The organism is Paenibacillus swuensis (genome assembly GCF_001644605.1).
Lineage (GTDB): Bacteria > Bacillota > Bacilli > Paenibacillales > DY6 > Paenibacillus_N > Paenibacillus_N swuensis.
In genome coordinates this window covers 2063948-2083346 of record NZ_CP011388.1, presented here as the reverse complement: position 1 = coordinate 2083346, position 19399 = coordinate 2063948, and the positions used below count along the sequence as shown (strand labels likewise).

Below are 19399 nucleotides of genomic sequence, written 5' to 3'. Positions count from 1 at the left end.
GGAAAAGAAGTCGTCTTTTATTTATTCCTGGCTGCCTATTCTTCGCCATCCGGTTCATGATTACGGAGTGCCCAAGCTTCCAAACTCGTCACTTCGACCGATCCGCCAGTTGCAAACAAAGCCGTTCCCACACTATCCGGAGAGGGAAAGATCCGATTCGTCAATACCGTCTCGGCATCTCCCAGGAATACTTCAAGCGAGGAGACATCAACGAAAATTCGGAGTTTTAATTTCCCGTCTGCGGCGTGGTAATCAACTTCATAATCAACCCCGAGTGGTTCCCCTGAACAAGAACGATCAACACGAATTCGACTAGATGCCACATGGTATAGGATGAGCGTTTGTTCGGAACCATCTGCGGAACGCCGCACAATAACTCCGATTTCTTCGGCATCACATTGGGAGAGGTTGAATTCAACGATGATCTCAAGGGTATTGCCGGCTACCTCGGATAATAACGTTGTCCCGCTAATGACCATGGGCAACCTTGTCGGATCAGCCGTCAATATGGCCCGGCGCAGCAACTCGACCTCGGGAACCGGCGGTGTCAGCAATCGGCCTTCATCTCCCTTAACAATCATTCTAGGAAGCGTCATTGCCCCGGCCCAACCTTCTTGTTTACTTGGCATAGGCGCGCCCCACATGTCCATCCAGGCGATGAAAATTCGTCTTCCGGTGGAATCGGTAGCCGTTTGTGCGGCGTAGAAATCATGGCCGCCGTCCACGTCCCGCCAGCCGTAATATTCGAATTGTCGATGTGATTCATTAAGATTGCCGTATAGGAAGATGTTGCGATTAGCCCGATTATGCATGCCCATAGGGGAGAGCATCAACACCTCTTCATTCTCTAACATAAAGAAATCGGGACACTCCCACATGGTACCCAAGCTACCGTCACTTTGGGCAAAAACCCCCTCATATGTCCAGTCAAAAAGGTTACTTGATTGATACAGCAATACGTTACCTTCTTGATTACAGCTGGATCCGATCAGCATATTCCATGCGCCTTGCTTCCCCCAAACCTTCGGATCCCTAAAATCAGGCGAACCTTCCGGAGGGTAGGTCCCGATGACCGGGTTTCCGGAATGTTTCTCGAAACGGATGCCGTCGGTACTACTCGCTATGCATTGTACTTGTCTCCCGTCACCCGTAATGCCTGTATAGAAAAGATACAATGTGCCATTAAATTCAACAGCTGTTCCGGAATACACACCCCCGATATCGTAGTCCTCGCTTGGAGCCAGAGCAATCGAAAGGAACTCCCATTTCATTAGATCATTGCTGACCAGATGACCCCAGTGCATTGGCCCCCATTCAGGGCTATAAGGGTGAAACTGGAAGAACAGATGATATTGGCCAGCAAAATAAATAAAGCCGTTCGGATCATTCATCCAATTTACAGGGGGCATGGCATGATAATGAAGCCGATAGCGAGTTTCCTCCATGGACGGCATGGTTGTTGCCACATGTTGTTGAGCTTTAAGCAAGGCTAGTTCGTGTAATGGTGCACCTGTCGACAAGGTCAATCCTCCCCTCAATTCGGTATTGCAACTCCATTATAGTGATGGTCATGAAGGAATGACAGTCCTTCGTTGATTATGTATTAGATATTGTTCATTTCGTTAATAGAATGGCTTGGGGTTAGAAGATAAGCTAATGATGATGGAGACCGTCGGGATCAAATAGGTTTGTTCAATACATTAAGGAGGGAAAAGCAATGCCCATTAACGATAAACTTAACAAAATATGGTATGGAGGAGACTACAACCCAGAACAGTGGGATCAGACGTATTGGGATGAGGATGTTCGATTGTTTAAACTAGCCGGGATTGATGTAGTCACTGTCAATGTGTTTTCATGGGCGAGCTTGCAGCCTTCAGAAGATGAATACGATTTCACTATGCTGGATGATATTTTGAAGAAAATGCAAGAAGGCAACGTTAGTGTCTGTCTCGGAACGAGCACGGCCGCACACCCCGCGTGGATGGCAAACCGCTATCCAGATATTCTCCGGGTGGATTGGGAGGGGCGCAAGCGGAAATTTGGCGGCAGACATAACTCGTGCCCAAACAGCCCCACCTATCGTAAATATGCATATGCGCTGGTTGATAAATTAGCGGAGCGCTACCATGATTACCCTGGACTGCTTATATGGCATGTTAATAATGAGCTCGGCGGATATTGTTATTGCGATCATTGCGCCAAGGCGTTTCGTGTATGGCTCAAACAACGTTACGGCACAATCGAAAAGCTGAATAAAGCTTGGTATACCGCATTCTGGGGACATACCTTTTACGATTGGAACGAAATTGTCCCGCCCAATTTACTTAGTGAAGGTGTGCACTGGAACTGGCAGCGAAGTAATCAGAACAGCATTTCACTGGATTATTTTCGTTTCGGATCCGACAGTTTACTTGCTTGTTACAAGCTTGAAGTGGAAGCGATCCGCAAGCATTCCAAAGATATTCCGATAACGACAAACTTTATGGGCACTTATAAGGAAATGAACTACTATGACTGGGCGCCTTATGTGGATGTCATATCCTGGGACAGTTATCCGGCCCCCGATCACCTTCCGAGCATGAATGCCATGACGCATGCCCTTATGCGCAGTCTGAAAGACGGCCAGCCATTCATGTTGATGGAGCAGACGCCAAGTGTCGCGAATTGGCAGCCCTATTGCAAACTAAAGCGGCCGGGTGAAATGAAGAAGTGGAGCTATCAGGCCGTGGCTCACGGCGCCGATACGGTCATGTTCTTTCAACTGCGTAAGTCGCTGGGTTCTTGTGAGAAGATGCATGGAGCGTTAATCGAACATGTCGGACATGAGCATACTCGTGTGTTCCGGGAATGCGCCGAGCTCGGAGACGAGCTGGGCAGACTAGGAGATAGGCTCATTGACGCGCGTTCCGATGCGAAAGTAGGCATACTTTATGATTGGGAGAATCGTTGGGCGGTGGAGTTGTCCAGCGGTCCGAGCAATGATCTTGATTATGTCAAAGAAGTTCACAAATACTATGATGCCTTGTATGAATTGCATATCCCGACAGACATGGTGGGATTGGAAGCGGATTTCAAGCGGTATAATGTAATTATTGCTCCGTTGATGTATATGATCAAACCAGGATTCGCCACGAAGGTTGAACAGTTCGTTCAAGCCGGCGGAACCTTCCTTACGACTTATTTTAGCGGGATTGTCGGCGAAACGGATATTGCCTTTACAGGCGGGTATTCCGGCGGACTCCGTTCCGTCCTTGGCCTATGGTCAGAAGAAATGGATGCGCTCTATCCCGAGGAAACGAATGAAATCATAATAAGCAGCTCATTCCAAGAACTTGAAGGTTCCTATTCCTGCTCATTTCTATGTGACTTGATTCATGCCGAGAGTGCGGAGGTGCTGGGGACCTATGGTTTCGAATTTTACGCAGGGATGCCCGCGTTGACGATGAATCGTTATGGACAGGGTCTGGCTTATTACGTAGCTACGAGACCGGAGAAGAAATTATTAAGAAAGCTGCTGCAGCATATTTGCAGGGAAAAGGGCATTGAGTCTCTCCTTCCTCAACATCATCACGGGATCGAAGCTGTTCGAAGGGTAAAGGACGGCTTAAGCTTTCTCTTCATCCTAAATCATAATAATACGTCAACGATTGTAAATACGGGACTCTCCTCAGCTTTTGAGCTGATAAGCAAAGAAGTAATCTCAGGGGATATTGAATTGTCCGCTCATGGTGTGGCCATTCTTCAATACTAATGGCTCTTCTGCTAGAATGGGAAGGAATGCGCTCAAGCGTTCTGCTGTTACAGGAAGAGGAGTTAACACATGATTAATATTATGATTGTGGATGATGAATCCATTTTTCGGGAATATTTAAAGACGACAATTGACTGGGCCGGCTATGGTTTCCAAATTACATCGGAAGGCAGGAACGGGGTAGACGCGCTGGAACAAGCTGCGCTTCATCCGCCGGATATCGCTCTTGTGGACATCAACATGCCGTTCATGGACGGTATTGAGCTTTCGGAAAAGCTGTTTGAGCGCTACCCCAATATACGGATTGTGCTCATTACAGGCCACAGCGAATTCGAATATGCGCGCAAGGCGATTCGGCTCGGTGTGGAAGACTACATTCTCAAGCCGTTCACGAAAGAGGAACTTCTTCTTACCATGCTAAAGCTGCGCCAACAAATCGAGGTGGAGCAACAAGAGAAAACGACAGCCATCTCACAGCAGGTCATTCTGAAAGAGCGTCTGTTGCATCAATTGATCAGCAAGGATTACAGCACCTCAAGGGAAGAAACGGTGCGCCAGTTTAACGAATTGAACCTACCGACATATACGGGACTGTTTCAGGCAGCTTGCATCGAAATCGACCATCTGGACCAAAAGTGGAATGAAATCAGCGAGAAGCTGCTGTGGAAGTTTGCCGTTACGAATGTGTTGGGCGAGATTATCGGGATTCGGGGACAGCATCTCATGTTTACCGACCCGGACGGACGCATTGTGTCCTTGCTCGAATTCGAAGATGAAGAGGCGATTCGTGAATTCGATTTGGATGATTACGGTAAACTGTGCCAACTCATAAAAAAACACCTCAAATTCACGATTACCATCGGCGTGGGTTCGGTTCAACGCGGCTACAAGGGGATTTATTCCTCTTATATGGAGGCATTAGTCTCCCTCCAGAATAAGTTCAACATGGGAAACGATCGTTCCATTGAATACGCTAAATATCGCGAGGCCTTCTCCGGTCAAGGATTCTATCCGGCCGAAATGAACGAGCGGCTGCTTTCCTTTATGCGTTCGGGCGAAAGCGTGAAAGTTGAAGCGCAGATTCGGGAAATATTCCGTTATCTGCGCGACCAGCGGATGTCGGTGGATCACATTTATATGATCTGTATGAATGTAATTTCATTGTGCCTGTCTTTTGTCACCGAAGCGGGGTATGACGTGGAAGATATTTATGGCACCTCGTTCTCCCCGTTTAACGAATTGAAGCGCCATGAATCAATGGTTGAAACGGAAGCCTGGATGAAGCGTCTATACGGGCTGGCGTTGGACTACGCGGGAAGTCATAAGATGACCAAGGCGCGTAAGAACGCGATGGCGGCGAAGGAATACATCGACGGTCATTATTCGGATCCCGAGCTTGGTGTAGAACGCATTGCGGGACATATTTACATTAACTCGAGTTATTTGCGGTCCATCTTCAAAAAAGAATGGGGCACAACCGTCTCGGACTACATTACGCATGTCCGGTTGCAGAAAGCCAAGGAGCTCATCGCGACCGGGCGAAGCAAACTGTCGGATATCTCCGAACAGGTCGGATATAAGGATGCGGGCTACTTCAGTAAGACGTTCAAGAAGCACTTCGGGATCACACCGAGCGAGTACGAAAATTCCAGATAAGATAAATCTACGGATTTTACAAGTTTGCATCGGTTATTCCATTAAATAATGGCGGGAGTCCTTCTATACTGAAGTAGTACTTAATAACTAATGAGGTTCTGGAGGGGTTCAGATGAAAGGGAACGTAAAGAAAAGCATGCTTCTTCTGTTAACGTTGATCATGGCTTTCACCGTTACAGCGTGCGGAGCCGGCAACGGAAACAGCACGAAAGAAAACAATACCGCCACGAATGAAGGCAATAAGAATACCGAGCCTGCTGCTGAGGGAAAAACAAAACTTCGCATCTATGCTCAATATTCAGATGAAGATACCAAGACGCCGTTTGATTACGCGAAAGCGGAACTGGCGAAAGAAATGCCGAATGTGGAGCTTGAGCTTGATATTCAGGCACAAGATGACGGTCAGAAGCTGAAAACTTACGCGGCTACTGGCAACCTTCCGGACATCTTCCAAGCGGGTCTGGACATTATCAACACGTTCAAGAAATCCGAGAACATTCTGGTTCTTGATGATTATGTAACGTCCACAGGCTTCAAAGACAAGATGCTTCCGAGCGCAATGAATACGCTGACACACGAAGACGGCCACTCGTACGCGTTCCCTTACGCGGGTAACGAGCTTATTCTTCTCTACTACAACAAAGAGTTGTTCGAGAAGAACGGCGTTAAAGTACCCACAACATATGAAGAGTTCCTGGATGCCGTGAAGAAGTTCAAAGCGGCTGACGTAACGCCAATGTCCATGTTCGCCAAGGAGAAATGGCCTACGGTAGCTCTGTTCGACATGTTCGCGACACGTTCGAATCCGGCAGGTATTACAGCGCTGGATCAAGGTAAAGCGAAAGCTTCTGATGAAGCGTTCAAATCCGCCGCGATGAAAGTGGAAGAACTTGTGAAAGCGGGTCTGCTTTCGAAAGGCGCGACGAACATGAACTATGACCAAGCGGCGGCTCTGTTCCACGAAGGAAAAGCGGCTATGTTCCTGAACGGTCAATGGGAAATTGAAGCGGCTACGAAAGCGCTTGGCGATAAAGTAGGCTACATGTACTACCCTGCAAACTCTGCGGCTGATGTGGATGCGACGAAATTGGCATTCAGCGGCGGCGGTGGTCCGGGCGGATACGCGGTATCTCCTTCCACAAAGGACAAGGAGCTTGCGGCTAAAGTAGCGGCGTTCATGTCCCTTAAATACGCGGAGTTCAAATACACGCAACGCGGTAATCCGATGGTAGCAACGAAGGTGGATCTGCCGGTTGTGAAGAAGTTCCCTCCGATGATGGAGCAATTGGCCAAAGATATCCCGAACATTACAAGTACTTCCGCGTTCGCGTGGGGACTGGCTGACGCTAAAGTAAAAGCGGCGATTGAAGACAGCTCCCAGAACTTGATGACAGGCTCTTACACGGCTGATGATTTCGTTGCCGATGTGGATGCGGTTGTTGGCGCGAAGTAAGCATAAACTCTAATCCAATATAAAGAAAATTGAAAATCTCACATCCGTCGGGTTGTTCCGGGCTGATGTGGGATTTTTAAACTAAAGACGGAGTATTCCGAATCAACGGAGGATGGTGAGCATGAAGAACTTTCTAGGTAACAAGCTGGCAATCGCGCTTTTCACACTGCCCGCATTGATCCTGTTTACCGTGGTGGTTTTCTACCCGATGAGTCAGACCCTGTTTCGCAGTTTCTATGAGTGGGACGGACTGAGCACAGCTACATTCATCGGACTGGACAACTATATCCGGCTGTTTCATGACCGACTGTTTTTTAAAGCTCTATATAACGGTTTAATTTTTGCGGCCATTATCACGGTGTTTCAAATCGGAATGGCGACGATCCTGGCATTCATTATCGCCGATGCGAAAATTAAAGGGCGCCGGTTTCTGCGCATCAGCTACTTTATTCCTGTAGTCCTTTCCATCACGGTTGTGTGTCAGTTATGGCTGGCGATGTACAATGGAGAATACGGATTAATTAACAAATTGTTCAGTTTGGTAGGCATGGAATATCAGCAGGACTGGTTGTCCAACGGCAAAACCGCGATTGTCGCAATCGCCTTTGTTAATGCTTGGCAGTACATGGGGTACCACTTCGCTTTAATCTTGGCGGGTGTGAAATCCATCCCCGAACAATATCTGGAAGCGGCCCGCATCGACGGTGCCACCAAGATGCAAGCGCATCGTAAAATTACCATTCCTCTGTTAGGCGAGACTTACCGCTTCTGTCTGGTTTTCGCGGTCACCGGCGGCTTGAACGCATTCGCCAACATGTTTATTATGACCAACGGCGGTCCGGGTAACAGTACGTACACCCTTACCTTCATGATGTTCCGTTCCGCGTTCCGGATCAACGAATTCGGTTACGGTACCGCATCGGCAGCGATTCTTGTTCTCGAGTGTTTATTGGCTACCTTGATCATTAACCGCTTCGTTGCAAGAGAGAAGTTAACCTACTAACAGATAAGAAGGTGAAACGAGATGGGCTTTATATCGAAAATAAGGCGTAATCAGCCATTATTATATGTATTTGCATACGCCTACGCGATTCTGTCGATTTACCCGTTGTTCTGGATGGTGTCCTACTCCCTTAAGAATAACAATGAAATCTTCGTAACGAATCCGTTTGGCATTCCGACGAACTTTCGAATCGAGAACTATACCACGGCCTTAACCAGTTTCAACGTGCCGGTGTATTTCATGAACAGTGTGTTTATTTCAGCGGTTACCGTTGTGGGGTCCATTGCCCTGTCGGTCCTGTTCGCCTACGCTGTAGCGCGGATGCAGTGGAAGCTGAGCAATGTCGCCAGAACCTATATTATTCTCGGCATGTTTATTCCGATTCAGGTCATCATGATTCCGCTTGCGATTCTGGTGCGCGATCTCAATATTGCCGATACGTATATGGCGCTGATCGTACCGTATATCGCGTTCAATTTATCTTTTTCGACCATGGTATTCTACGGTTTCTTCCGCACCATTCCGATTGAGCTGGAAGAATCGGCATGCATGGACGGGGCGAGCATTTACCGCACGTTCTTCTCCATTATGCTGCCGATCGTGAAACCGGCGCTTGCGACGATGGTCATCTTCGTCTTCTTGTCCGCCTGGAACGAGTTTCCGATGGCGCTTGTGCTCATCTCCAAAGAGTCGCTCAAGACGCTGCCGTTGGGTCTTATGTTCTTCCAGGGCGAATTCACAACGAATTGGGGCGCGATGGGTGCGGCGATGACGATCGCCTCCTTGCCTACCGTATTGTTGTATGTGTTGTTCAGTGAGCAAGTGGAGAATGCATTGACTGTAGGATCCGCAGTTAAAGGTTAATATAATTAACTAAAGCCGGGGGCGTATGCCCTCGGCTATTTAGCTTTCATTAACATGAGATGCAATTTCCGTCTATTCATGTATACTAACATCATAATCTTAATTTCCTACACACGGGGTGTGAATTAGTTCATGAACATGAATGGCGGAACAAGCGCCTTACAAGCGAAGCTCAACAGTTTATTAAATACGTATACGAATTCCGAAAGCAAAGTAGCTGTTTTTGTTCTAAGCCATATGGAACAGGTTATCTATATGTCAGTAACAGATCTTGCCGAGCAAGCGGAAGTTGGAGAGACTACAGTACTCCGATTCTGCCGGAAAATAGGTTTTCGCGGTTACCAGGAATTTAAGCTTGCGATCGCGCAGGATGTCGCTCTGCCTGGCAGAGCCGCATCCATGGATATGGAGCAGAGGGAAGGTTCGCTGGCATTAATTCATAAGATTACCGAAGCCAACATCAAGGCTTTGCAGGAATGTGTCAGCCTGATAGACGCCTCGACATTAGACAAGGCGATTCACTTCCTGGTAGCAGCGAGGAGAATCCATATCTATGGAGTCGGAACCTCAGGGATTACGGCGCTTGACGCGAAGAGCAAGTTTCTGCGTTTCGGGATATCGGTTGACGCCATTACGGATCCTCACTTCCAATCCATGTCCGCCTCTACCATGAAACGCGGAGATATAGTCATTGGCATTTCGGTTTCCGGGAGTACCCGGGATACCGTGGACGCGCTTAGAATCGCCAAAGAAAACGGGGCCAATATCATCTCCATCACCCATTATATGCGTTCTCCGATCACCAAGTTGTCGGATGTCGTATTATTAACGGCTGGCAAGGAAACACCACTGGAGGGCGGTTCGTTGGCTGCGAAGATTGCTCAACTGAACGTAGTGGACATGCTGTGCACGGGTCTTATGATTGTAACTCAAGAAACGGCGTTGGAATATCAGAAGAAGACAGCGCAGGCTGTTGTGGATAAATTCTACTAGTGCAAGCTGAGCAAAATAAGAAGAGCAACCCTGCTGTTGAACCAGCTTGGGTTGCTCTTTTCATTATGACTTCATCTATTATCGAATTCGTTTTGTTATCGCATAGGACAGCAGTGTTCCCGCATAAGAGGTTTGTTCCGATAGTCTCTCGGCTATCTTGGCAGGCATATCTTGCTTCCCGGCAAGGAGGTAAGATTCAAGCGCCCTGATCTGGTTAGCCGTGCTCTGATAAGCCGCCCAAGGTAAATCCTTATCCAGTTGATGAGTAATCTGATCCATTCTCTGATTTAGTTCTTGAGCGGTTTTCTCATTGATCGCTTTACGCGGTATATACACTTCCTTAATATCCTTCCGGATTGAATCCATTAATGCGGTAATCGCAAGAAAAGGATGCATTCCCGTGGATACGGCGTCCTCGCGCCAAGGTCCTTTCTTAAGAGCTTCCACACTCAGAGGACTGGCCTGACCGAAAGCAAAGATGGTCGTGCCATGGTCTATGTCCCGTGCGGCAAGGACTTGGGCTACAGTCTCATAAGGGCCCATATGGACATACATCGGGAAAATGCCGCTGTACGTCAAGTTGCCGGGCTTTAGCTCAGCCATATGTTGCTCTACGGAAGTGCGTACACTGTCTACACTATAGGAGTAAGCTTGAGGGATGACCACGTCCACATACTGCGACCAATTCCCGATCTTCTCCGCTTCCGCACCAGGCTCAGGTGTTGCGGAGATGACGATTTGGCTGTTGATTGCTTTCATGTCATTATAGACCTTCTGGACAAACTTGTCTTCGGCTTGAACAATCCAATCGGTCCAAGTTTTCCACATTTCCGGTTGCGACTCAGGTTGAATCGTGTAAGGATCAACACCGTGGGCTTGTTGGAAAGAGGAACGGGAATAAGCGCTGAAATTATAGCTTTCTTTCCAGTCGGACGCATGCGGGAATCGCATATAATCCAGATTTACACCGGCCATACCATAGCGGGTAACCATTTCTTTAGTCAAATTTAAGAGATAATTCTGTGCTTCCGGATTCGTAATGTCCATCCAGTAATAACCGTTGCTCTTCTGCGGCATCGGCTTCCCCGCATCGGTCTGATTGCGGGCAACAGCCGACCACTCGGGATGGGCGCTCAGTATCGGTCCTCCGCCTGGGCTGATCCCTACCATAAATCCGTCCAACCATGCGTGTACGGCTATGCCGCGTTTCTTGGCTTCTTCCATAAATACCTGAAGTGGATCCCAACCTTTAAAGATAGGATTCTGATTAACGATTCCGTTGTCCTTCGCGACTTGGCTTGGAAATATCGTGTATCCCTGAAACAAGGTCTCTAAATAAAGCTCGTTAAATCCCGCTGCTTTCATGCGGTCGAGCGTTTGCGCAATTTGCTCCGGAGTCTTCTCTTGCGGCCTGTACCAGACGCCGCGGGATTCAGCCGCTCTGCTGGGCAGAGAATAGTAGAAGGCATCACGGGCAACAGAGATGGCTTGTTTAGAAACATAAACACTTTTCACAGGGTCTGATTCCAGAGTTCCCGCGGCCTTCTCGGTTAATGCCTTAGCTTCGGCTATACTTTGGTTGGCTTTGTCGAACGGAACATTCAAATAGTGATCTGTGGCGCGCAGGATACTGGCTTCCGCATCTTTAATCGCTTGTTCGGCTTGATATACATAGGAAGATGCGTCTTTAGTTACGGTTAGCCGATTGCCGTTTAATTGTACTTTGGCGCCCGTCTCCGCGATGGAGCTTAACCAAGCGGCCTGCGTTCCGTGAGCGCTGACAACAAATCCGTTATCCGGGATCGCGGAGTTGGCTCCGCCTGCTGTTTGTACAATACCGTCAACCACGGTAATTTCAAATCCGTACTGGTTGGTGCGGGTCGTTGCGCCGAAAGCCGGTGTGTAAACCAACAATTGATTGGGACCACGGTAACCGTCAAACAATGCTCCATCGGGATTGTTTGACGGTGAAGGATCAACCGCATGAACCTGAGCTTCAGAGGTCTGAGCGATGGGTTCATTGACTTTAACTAAATCCCCCGCTTTAAAATGGGAGATCAAGTCTTTCCGCACATCGGGTGTACCACCGGGTCCGGCGGACAAAACTAAACCTTGGAGTGGGATGGTGCTGTTACCGCTTTTGGATAGATCCCCAAAGGCCGAATTGACTTCCTTGACCATATATTCGCCCGGAACTCCGGTAGAATCAAGAACGACCTCTGCCCCAAATGCATTGGTGGATGAACTGTAACCCCAGATCGGGTTATAGGCAACTAACATGCCCGGTCCTCTAGTCATATTGACCCCGGAAATCGTCACCCGATGGCCGTCAGCCGCTGTGACATAATAACCGGCACCTTCATCCTGGGCATATGCTGTAAGAGGGGGGGAAATGGGCAGAGGGGAAGCGGATAATAACATTATAGCTGTGGTACCCGCTAAAGCGGCTTTACGCAAAGGACCTGTTTTCTTGTTCCATGTACTCATGTGATACCTCCTCAAGATAAATAAAGTAATGTAAGCGTTTAATAAATTCACGGTTATCATACCTTAAACAAAAGGAATTTTCCACCACTAATTTAAAATAAACGGAATTTATCACCTAAACGAGAGTGCTTTTGGCAACCAAACAATTCATTTTAACTAAATCAATTTCACTTCTTGTTCGGTATATTAGAAATGTAGTTCATACCACGGGAGGTTGATGAAGATGAGTGAAACACAAATGAAATTTCCGGAAGCGAACGCGTTGACGCAAGAGGTCATTACAGATGAGCAAGCTCAATTCTTTCTTGATAACGGTTTCTTGGTCATTCGCAATGTAGTTCAAGGAGAAGAATTGGCGCTGCTGCAGGAGCAAACGCTGGAAGTCGTGAACCAGGGGCTGAGCGAAGGGAATACGGCGGAAGATTACTGGTATCGTGAACGCAAGAACGGCGAGCGCGTCTACTGGCGCACGGAGTTCATTATTGAGAAGAAGGATGCGAACAAGGCGTTGTTGGGACATCCGTTCATCCTTCGTACCGTGGAGAAGCTGCAGGGCAGTAACCTGATTCCGACTTGGGACTCCCTTGTGGTGAAAAGCCCGGGGAATGCGGCAAGCGTGCCTTGGCATCGGGATTCTGCCGTACCGGAGGGATGCACCGATCCCCGTCCGATCTTCAACGTGGATTTCTATCTGGACGAAGCGGATCTGAAGTCCTGCCTGTGGGTTATTCCGGGAAGTAACCACTGGAGCGCCGAATCTGCGGACGCGCGTTGCGCCAGCCCTGATTTCAGCTTCGATGATGCGGTGCCGGTTCCGATGCAGCCTGGGGATGTGATTCTCCACAACATCCAGCTTCTGCACGGATCGCCTGAAGGAGACGGCAACGCGCTGCGCAGAACGGTGTATTACGAGTTCCGCCCAGGTGAAATCGAGATGGAGTTCGGTCCGCATACACTCGAATACCTGACGTTGAAGCAGCATGTGCTCTACGATTGTATCGAGCGTCGTAAGCAAGCCGACTATGTGAAAGACGAAACTCCGTTTGAGTACCGTCCTACAGGCGCTTTTGCCGTAGCGGAACCGGTGAAGCCGGCAACACACCGGTATGCGCACGATAAATATTGGAGAGCATAGAAATCCAATCCGATTCCCTCAGGAATAAATCAAATTCGCACAAAACTGGGTTAAACTCTGCCCGGTTTTTTTCTTGTACATTCGTCCGAACGTATGCACATCCGAGTATCCCACTGCCTGCGCGATTTCGCTGATGGAAAGGTTGCTTTGCAGCGCCAGTTCCTTGGCTTTATTAATACGAATCCACGTCAAATATTGAATCGGCGACATCCCCACATACTTGCGAAATAAACTCAAAATATAGTTTTTACTGAGCCCGCTGACCTGCTCCAGCTCTTTAATTTGAATATCCCTATGGTAATGTTCGGTTAGGAAGTTTTTGATGAGAACTAATTTTGGCATTTGGACAGCCTGTGTTCCCGAAAGAGGATGATTCGAGTTCATCCGGTCCGCCGCTTCGGCCAGAATATGCATGAGCAGACCCTGACAACGCACCATATGATGGAACTCCGGTTGACGATAATGCTCTACTAATTGAGACAGTAAGTGTTCGATCGGACGATCCGCAAAGTTGCCCAACACATGTTGCCCCTTGAACAATTCATCGTAAGGAAATGCAGCATGTCCAAAATGAAACACGACCGAAATACACACATAGGGCTGATCATCAACCGTCAGGATAGAGTGGAGTTCATGCGGACGGTGGAACAACAGGTCGCCGCGTCTGGTTTCATACATATGTTCACCCACAGGATATTGCGCATACCCGTCCACCACATATTGCAGCACGAATTGGGTCATCTCCCTGTTGTGAACGGCCCATCCTTTGGGGGCGTTGAACATATGAGCAAGCGTGATATAGGGCGGAAAGTAGTAATCTTTCATGATCTCAAGCGTTTCGGAAGGTTGCATGGCTGACAAATCGTAATTGGTATCCACAGAAACAACCGCCTTCGTGTAAGAATAACCGGATATTTAAGCCTCATTATATCATATGCATAGGTCAAAATAACCCAAGAAGACCGATCCCTGATCAGGATCGGCCCTCTCTTGCGAATCGGATAATTAGTTAGTTCTTCGTTAATGTAACATCATCAATCTGCATGGAAGTCATACCCGGAGAATTCACATAGAAGCCGATATCCAGTTGTCCGTTGCTGACGGATACGTTCATGGTGTACTGCCGCCAGACGCCGTCTACCGTCATGTTCGCGTACACATCGGCGCCGCCGTAATAACGTCCTTCCATACGGACCGTGTATGGGGCCGCACCGTAAGCGGTAGCTTTCACCCATGCTTTGAGCGTGTATGAACCGTTCGCTAATCCCGTCTTGACCTGATGTATGCTTTGTTGATACGCGGCAGAATCATAGAAATATAATTTGTAATTCCCGCTATGCGCATCATTCGAGTCTATCCCATATTTGGCGGACTGTCCGGCGGGATGCCATTCCGACCAGCCGGACAGATTGCCGCTCTCGAATCCGGGATTGGCAATGCTAATCGGGCTTCCCGTCGAAGGCGTTCCCGAGCCGAGCAAGTTGAGCGCGGCTACAGCGGGTGCGGCGGCCCAGGAACTGAACGTTCCCGAAGTCGGTTGATTCCAGTCGCCCCACACCAGATTCTCGCTGTTCCTGTGATCCCAAGCTGTTTGCGCGTTATCGACAAACCATTGTCGGAATTCCGTACGTCCCCCGTCGATTATGAGCTTATTCAAATACTCAAGAAAGATGAGCTTCCCGCCTTGCAGGTCCACATGGGACTCGAAATTCAGGATGTTGTTCGTTGTCAAATTGTTGATTGTCCAATTCGCGGCGGCAACGGCATCATTTAAATACCCGATTATGCCCGTCTCTTCATACAATGCAACAGCCGCGCCAATGAAAGTGCCCTGGTTGTAATGGGAAGATCCCATATCGGTTGTGCCGTCCGTGCGGATGGCATCGTACACTTTGCCGTTTCCGTCCGTCAGTGCGGACTTCGCCCAGCTATAAATGTTTTGAGCTTCCGTAAGATAGCTGTTGTCGTTCAGAAGGTTGGACATTTTTACAGCCGTAATGACTGTGGGAAAGTTGATACAGGAATTTTTGTCATAATGAGAATCGTTATGCTCCCATACGCCTCCGCCCAATTCTTGGTCCGTCTGTGTGTCCAGTACCCAATCCAGGTTGGACTTCGCATCATTCTTATACATCTCGTTGCCTGTCAGTTCATAAGCTCTTGTCGCGGCCAAGGCCCACCACATAATGTCATCGTTCCACGTGTTCCATGTCCAGTCATGTCCATGGCGCGCAACCAAGGTGCTGTACATGTCGTTGATCTGGGTCAAGTAGGCGGGATTATTGGTGCGCTCGTAAGCATCCATGACCAAATTCCACATATGCGCTTCCACCCAGAAACTCTGATCGCTGTTGCGGTTCGTGTTGGCATAAAACCACTTCGTCTGGCTGTTGTAGAATTTACTGTTGAACGCCGTCATCGCTGCATCCGCGTCCGCTGAACTGAAAGCGCTTGCCTTTTGCGGATTCACAAACCATACTGATGTCATAACCACAGCGGTCATGACGATGCCTGTAACGCACTTTCGCAGATTCCAACTTCTTACCATAACATGATTACCTCCTCAAGTTTGGGGATTAGGCTTGTCGCCAGTTCCAATGTAAATGATTTGAAGGTGAACGGCTATGCGTTTTGTGACATCATCGAGGTTATTTTGTGACATTCATTCCCTTAACAGATTGGAGGAGACACGTTGAACGGCAAGTTCATCTCCTTAAGCTCTCGATTAACGTTGATTTTTGTCGCGGTATTGTTGCCATTGCTAATCATTCTGTTTGCCGTCGGTCATTATGCGAAAGACATCGTGTTGACGCAAGTCGCACATTCCTATCAGAATTTAGTAGATTCCAACATTCGTATGATTGACAAAAGTTTAGACGACATCTCCAGCAACATTTATATTATTGTTAATCAGGACGAGAATTTCCTGAAGTTTGGTCAGCCCGGTTTAACGGACGCGGACCATTTCTATGCCCAGATTGGGTTGATGCAACGTAACGCGGCACATCAATCCTACTATCACATTGTCGATATGTACTTTGTCTATTCGGCGCCTAACCAAAGTCTGTTTACAACGTCCATGCCGGGCGTGTCGGCGGATTATTCCGAAAGCATTCGGGAAGAGGTAGGAACCATGTTTCGCGAGCAGGATATGAAACCATATCTGTACAAGTGGAACATTATCCGCTTGGGCGGAGATCACTTCTTATTCCGTCTCGGTAGCGATGAACTTGATAACGGCGCGTTTATCGGCGCGTTGATTAACTTAAACAGTTTAACCAAGCCGCTCTCCGGTCTGGATCTGGGGACGGAAGGAAGGCTGATGTTCGTGCATGACGACGGTACGATTCTGTCCGCCAATAAGAAGGAGAATCTGGATGAACTGATTCTCCCGAAGGATCAGTTGGACAAGCCCGACTATTTCGAAGTGGAATCGGGAGGAAAGGAGCTGTTCGTCGTCCATAATCACTCGGACCGAACGCCGCTGCAGCTGGCTGTCGTTCTGCCGCGCACAGACTTGCTTCGGGGGCTGGATTACTTCCAGGCCGCCTTCACAATGCTACCGATGGTGGTGCTTGTACTGTTGCTTCTTTATTTGGTGATGCTTCGTAAACTGATACTGAAGCCGATCCGTCAGTTGCTTAATGTCATTCGCAGAGTGAAGACAGGGGATATTGACGCCAGGTTGGCCGATACGAAGGTGCTTGATTTCTCCATTATTAATCAGGGGTTTAACAGTATGATGGACGAAATTACGAATCTGAAGATCGGGGTATATGAAGAGCGTATACGCGCCCAGAAGGCGGAATTTAAACACCTGCAAACACAGATTAACCCGCACTTTTTCCTGAATACGCTGAATATCATCTTTCATCTGGCCGATACGGAGCGCAAGGATCTTATTAAGAAGACGGTGAGCCTTCTTGTAAACTATTTCCGGTTTCTTATGACATCGGGACGCGATTCGATTACAATTCAACAAGAGATTGCGCACATTACGAACTATCTTGAGATTCAGAAGATGCGCTTTCAGGATATGTTTGATTTTGAAATCAGGGTTGAGCAAGAGTTGGGTTCGGTTCTTATTCCTTCGTTAATCGTTCAGCCGTTTGTGGAAAATGGCATGATTCACGGGATGAGTGTGCGGGATCAGGTTTTCCGGCTCTCTATTGCTGTTGGAATGATCGAGGGTGACGATCGTCGGTTTCGCGTGATCATTGAAGATAACGGTCACGGGTTTACGGACGAGCAAGTGACCGCCTTGAATGACGAAGGTTATCAGCCTTCGACCGCCGAATCCAGTATAGGCATCTGGAATGTGAGGAAACGATTGCAGCTGCGTTACGGGAAATGCGAAACGGAGTTGTCGTTTAGGAACGCAGAGCTGGGCGGGGCCGTGGTTCAGCTTGTGCTCCCCCGAAAGGATGGGATGGGTGAAAATGTATAAAGTGCTGATTGTAGATGATGAGAAATTTGCGGCAGAAGGGATTCGCAATGCTCTGGATTGGGATTCGTTGGGCGTGCAAGAAGTTCACGTGGCCCTTCATACGAAAGAAGCGCGAAGGGTGATCACAGAGAACACCATAGATATGTTGATCTGTGACATTGAGATGCCTGATGAAAACGGTCTTAGCCTGGTACACTGGGTTAACGAACACTCTTCACATACGGAAACGTTATTTCTCACATGCCATTCCGAATTCGCTTACGCCAAGCAAGCCGTGTCGCTGGGTAGTTTCGATTATCTGTTAAAGCCGGTGGAGCGCGAGGAATTGTTTAAAGTTATCGAAAGAATGATGGAACACATCGACGAGAAACGAAGGGTTCAACAATATAACGCCATGTATCAGAAGTACCACTCGCTCTGGACGAAGCAGCAGCCCGTGCTGGCCGAGCGGTTCTGGCAGGATTTCCTATCGCGCCGCATCTTGTCTTTCGGCGACTTCCTGGAGCGGTCGTTGCAAGATGCCGAGTTGCCGCTATCGCCGGAACATGCCGTCCTTCCCATCTTGATTTCTGTGGAAGAATGGGAGAAGCCGCTTGATGATAACCATGTCCGCATCATGGAATACGCGCTGAAGAAGGCGGCGGAAGAAACTTTTCTGGAGAATCACGCAGGACATGTTCTCTATGATTATACGGGCGTTCTCATCGCCCTGATCTATGCCCCGGAGCCTAGGCGCTCCCCGGCTTCCATAGCGGAATGGTCCGTGAAGTGCGGCAGCCTCTTGGAAGCGTACAGATCATACTTTTATTGCAAAGTGTCTTGTTACATCGGAACCTTCACTCCGCTTCAGGAGCTTGCCGGCATGTGCGATCATTTGAAGGGAATGGAGCGGACGAATCTCGCCCATCCGAATGCCGTACTGCAATATGATGAAGCCGTGTTCGCTGCGCCGGTGGTTGTTTCACCGCTTACGGTCATTGACGTGCAGGAATGGACGCATACATTGATGTCGGGAAATCGCGTCAAGATGTTGAGCATGGTGGACGGCTTGGTGGCGGAATTGGAGCGCAGGGGGGATATTCAGAGAAAGCAGATGGAGAATGTCGTGTACGACATCACCCAAGTCACCTGTCATTTCCTGCATATGAAAGGGATCCGTGTTAATCAGATTCCGAATTTCTCCTTGTGGACCACAGTACAGATAAGGAGTTTAGCCCAACTTCGCACCTGGGCTTTCAACCTGACGGCAGCCGCATATGATGCCGCCTTCGCCCGGGCGGAATCGGACGGGATTATCCATAAGGCGGTCCAATATATTCAGGATCACATTGAAGAGGATATTTCCAGAGAAGACGTCGCCGCGAGCGTCAGGCTAAACCCGGCTTACCTGTCGAGGTTGTTCAAACGGGAGACGGAGCAAAGTCTGATTGATTTCATGATCGAAACCCGAATGAATCGCGCCAAGGAGTTATTGAACAGCACAGAGCAGACCGTAAGCACGATCGCCCTTCAACTGGGGTATTCCAACTTCTCGCATTTCGCCAAAATGTTCAAGAAGCAGTTCGGTGTTAATCCGCACGATTACCGGAACCGAAGCAGTTAATTCT

13 protein-coding genes are annotated in these 19399 nt (G+C 48.5%); 9 read left to right on the top strand and 4 right to left on the bottom strand.

Annotated elements, in window-relative coordinates; genetic code table 11:
* Window positions 1-35: 35 nt before the first annotated feature.
* Window positions 36-1520: a glycoside hydrolase family 32 protein gene (locus SY83_RS09105; protein ID WP_082882415.1), complete on the bottom strand. Its 1485-nt coding sequence runs from the start codon at window positions 1518-1520 to the stop codon at window positions 36-38.
* Between the two features lie 197 nt (window positions 1521-1717).
* On the opposite strand from SY83_RS09105, the gene SY83_RS09100 reads away from it, so the two are divergent.
* The 6 genes from SY83_RS09100 to SY83_RS09075 all read left to right on the top strand — a co-directional run bounded on the left by SY83_RS09100 (window position 1718) and on the right by SY83_RS09075 (window position 9723).
* Window positions 1718-3754, top strand: coding sequence for a beta-galactosidase (locus tag SY83_RS09100; protein ID WP_068605956.1), 2037 nt, complete (start codon window positions 1718-1720; stop codon window positions 3752-3754).
* Window positions 3755-3823: 69 nt separating this feature from the next.
* Complete coding sequence (locus tag SY83_RS09095; protein ID WP_068605955.1) at window positions 3824-5410, top strand: response regulator; 1587 nt, start codon at window positions 3824-3826, stop codon at window positions 5408-5410.
* 112 nt (window positions 5411-5522) lie between these two features.
* Complete coding sequence (locus tag SY83_RS09090) at window positions 5523-6863, top strand: ABC transporter substrate-binding protein (protein ID WP_068605954.1); 1341 nt, start codon at window positions 5523-5525, stop codon at window positions 6861-6863.
* 121 nt (window positions 6864-6984) lie between these two features.
* Window positions 6985-7866 (top strand): carbohydrate ABC transporter permease, encoded by an 882-nt coding sequence (locus SY83_RS09085; protein WP_068605953.1) that lies wholly within the window; start codon window positions 6985-6987, stop codon window positions 7864-7866.
* A 21-nt stretch (window positions 7867-7887) separates the two neighbouring features.
* Window positions 7888-8730, top strand: coding sequence for a carbohydrate ABC transporter permease (locus SY83_RS09080; RefSeq protein ID WP_068605952.1), 843 nt, complete (start codon window positions 7888-7890; stop codon window positions 8728-8730).
* A gap of 132 nt (window positions 8731-8862) precedes the next feature.
* On the top strand, window positions 8863-9723 hold the full coding sequence (locus SY83_RS09075) for a MurR/RpiR family transcriptional regulator (protein WP_082882414.1): 861 nt from the start codon (window positions 8863-8865) through the stop codon (window positions 9721-9723).
* Window positions 9724-9801: 78 nt separating this feature from the next.
* Here SY83_RS09075 and SY83_RS09070 read toward each other — a convergent pair whose 3' ends face one another.
* A complete protein-coding gene (locus SY83_RS09070; protein ID WP_068605951.1) occupies window positions 9802-12210 on the bottom strand; it encodes a glycoside hydrolase family 10-like protein in 2409 nt (802 codons plus the stop codon).
* A gap of 223 nt (window positions 12211-12433) precedes the next feature.
* Here SY83_RS09070 and SY83_RS09065 point away from each other — a divergent pair, with 223 nt between their 5' ends.
* Entirely contained in the window at window positions 12434-13345 is a 912-nt protein-coding gene (locus tag SY83_RS09065; protein ID WP_068605950.1) for a phytanoyl-CoA dioxygenase family protein, read from the top strand.
* Window positions 13346-13363: 18 nt separating this feature from the next.
* Here the strand turns inward: SY83_RS09065 and SY83_RS09060 are convergent, their stop codons facing one another.
* Window positions 13364-14224: a helix-turn-helix transcriptional regulator gene (locus tag SY83_RS09060; protein WP_231891405.1), complete on the bottom strand. Its 861-nt coding sequence runs from the start codon at window positions 14222-14224 to the stop codon at window positions 13364-13366.
* A gap of 130 nt (window positions 14225-14354) precedes the next feature.
* Window positions 14355-15893, bottom strand: coding sequence for a glycoside hydrolase family 76 protein (locus SY83_RS23505; protein WP_068605949.1), 1539 nt, complete (start codon window positions 15891-15893; stop codon window positions 14355-14357).
* A 144-nt stretch (window positions 15894-16037) separates the two neighbouring features.
* On the opposite strand from SY83_RS23505, the gene SY83_RS09050 reads away from it, so the two are divergent.
* Both SY83_RS09050 and SY83_RS09045 read left to right on the top strand, forming a co-directional pair.
* Entirely contained in the window at window positions 16038-17792 is a 1755-nt protein-coding gene (locus SY83_RS09050) for a sensor histidine kinase (RefSeq protein ID WP_157279827.1), read from the top strand.
* Window positions 17785-19395: a response regulator transcription factor gene (locus SY83_RS09045; protein ID WP_068605947.1), complete on the top strand. Its 1611-nt coding sequence runs from the start codon at window positions 17785-17787 to the stop codon at window positions 19393-19395. The genes SY83_RS09050 and SY83_RS09045 overlap by 8 nt, the downstream gene beginning before the upstream one ends.
* Window positions 19396-19399 lie beyond the last annotated feature (4 nt).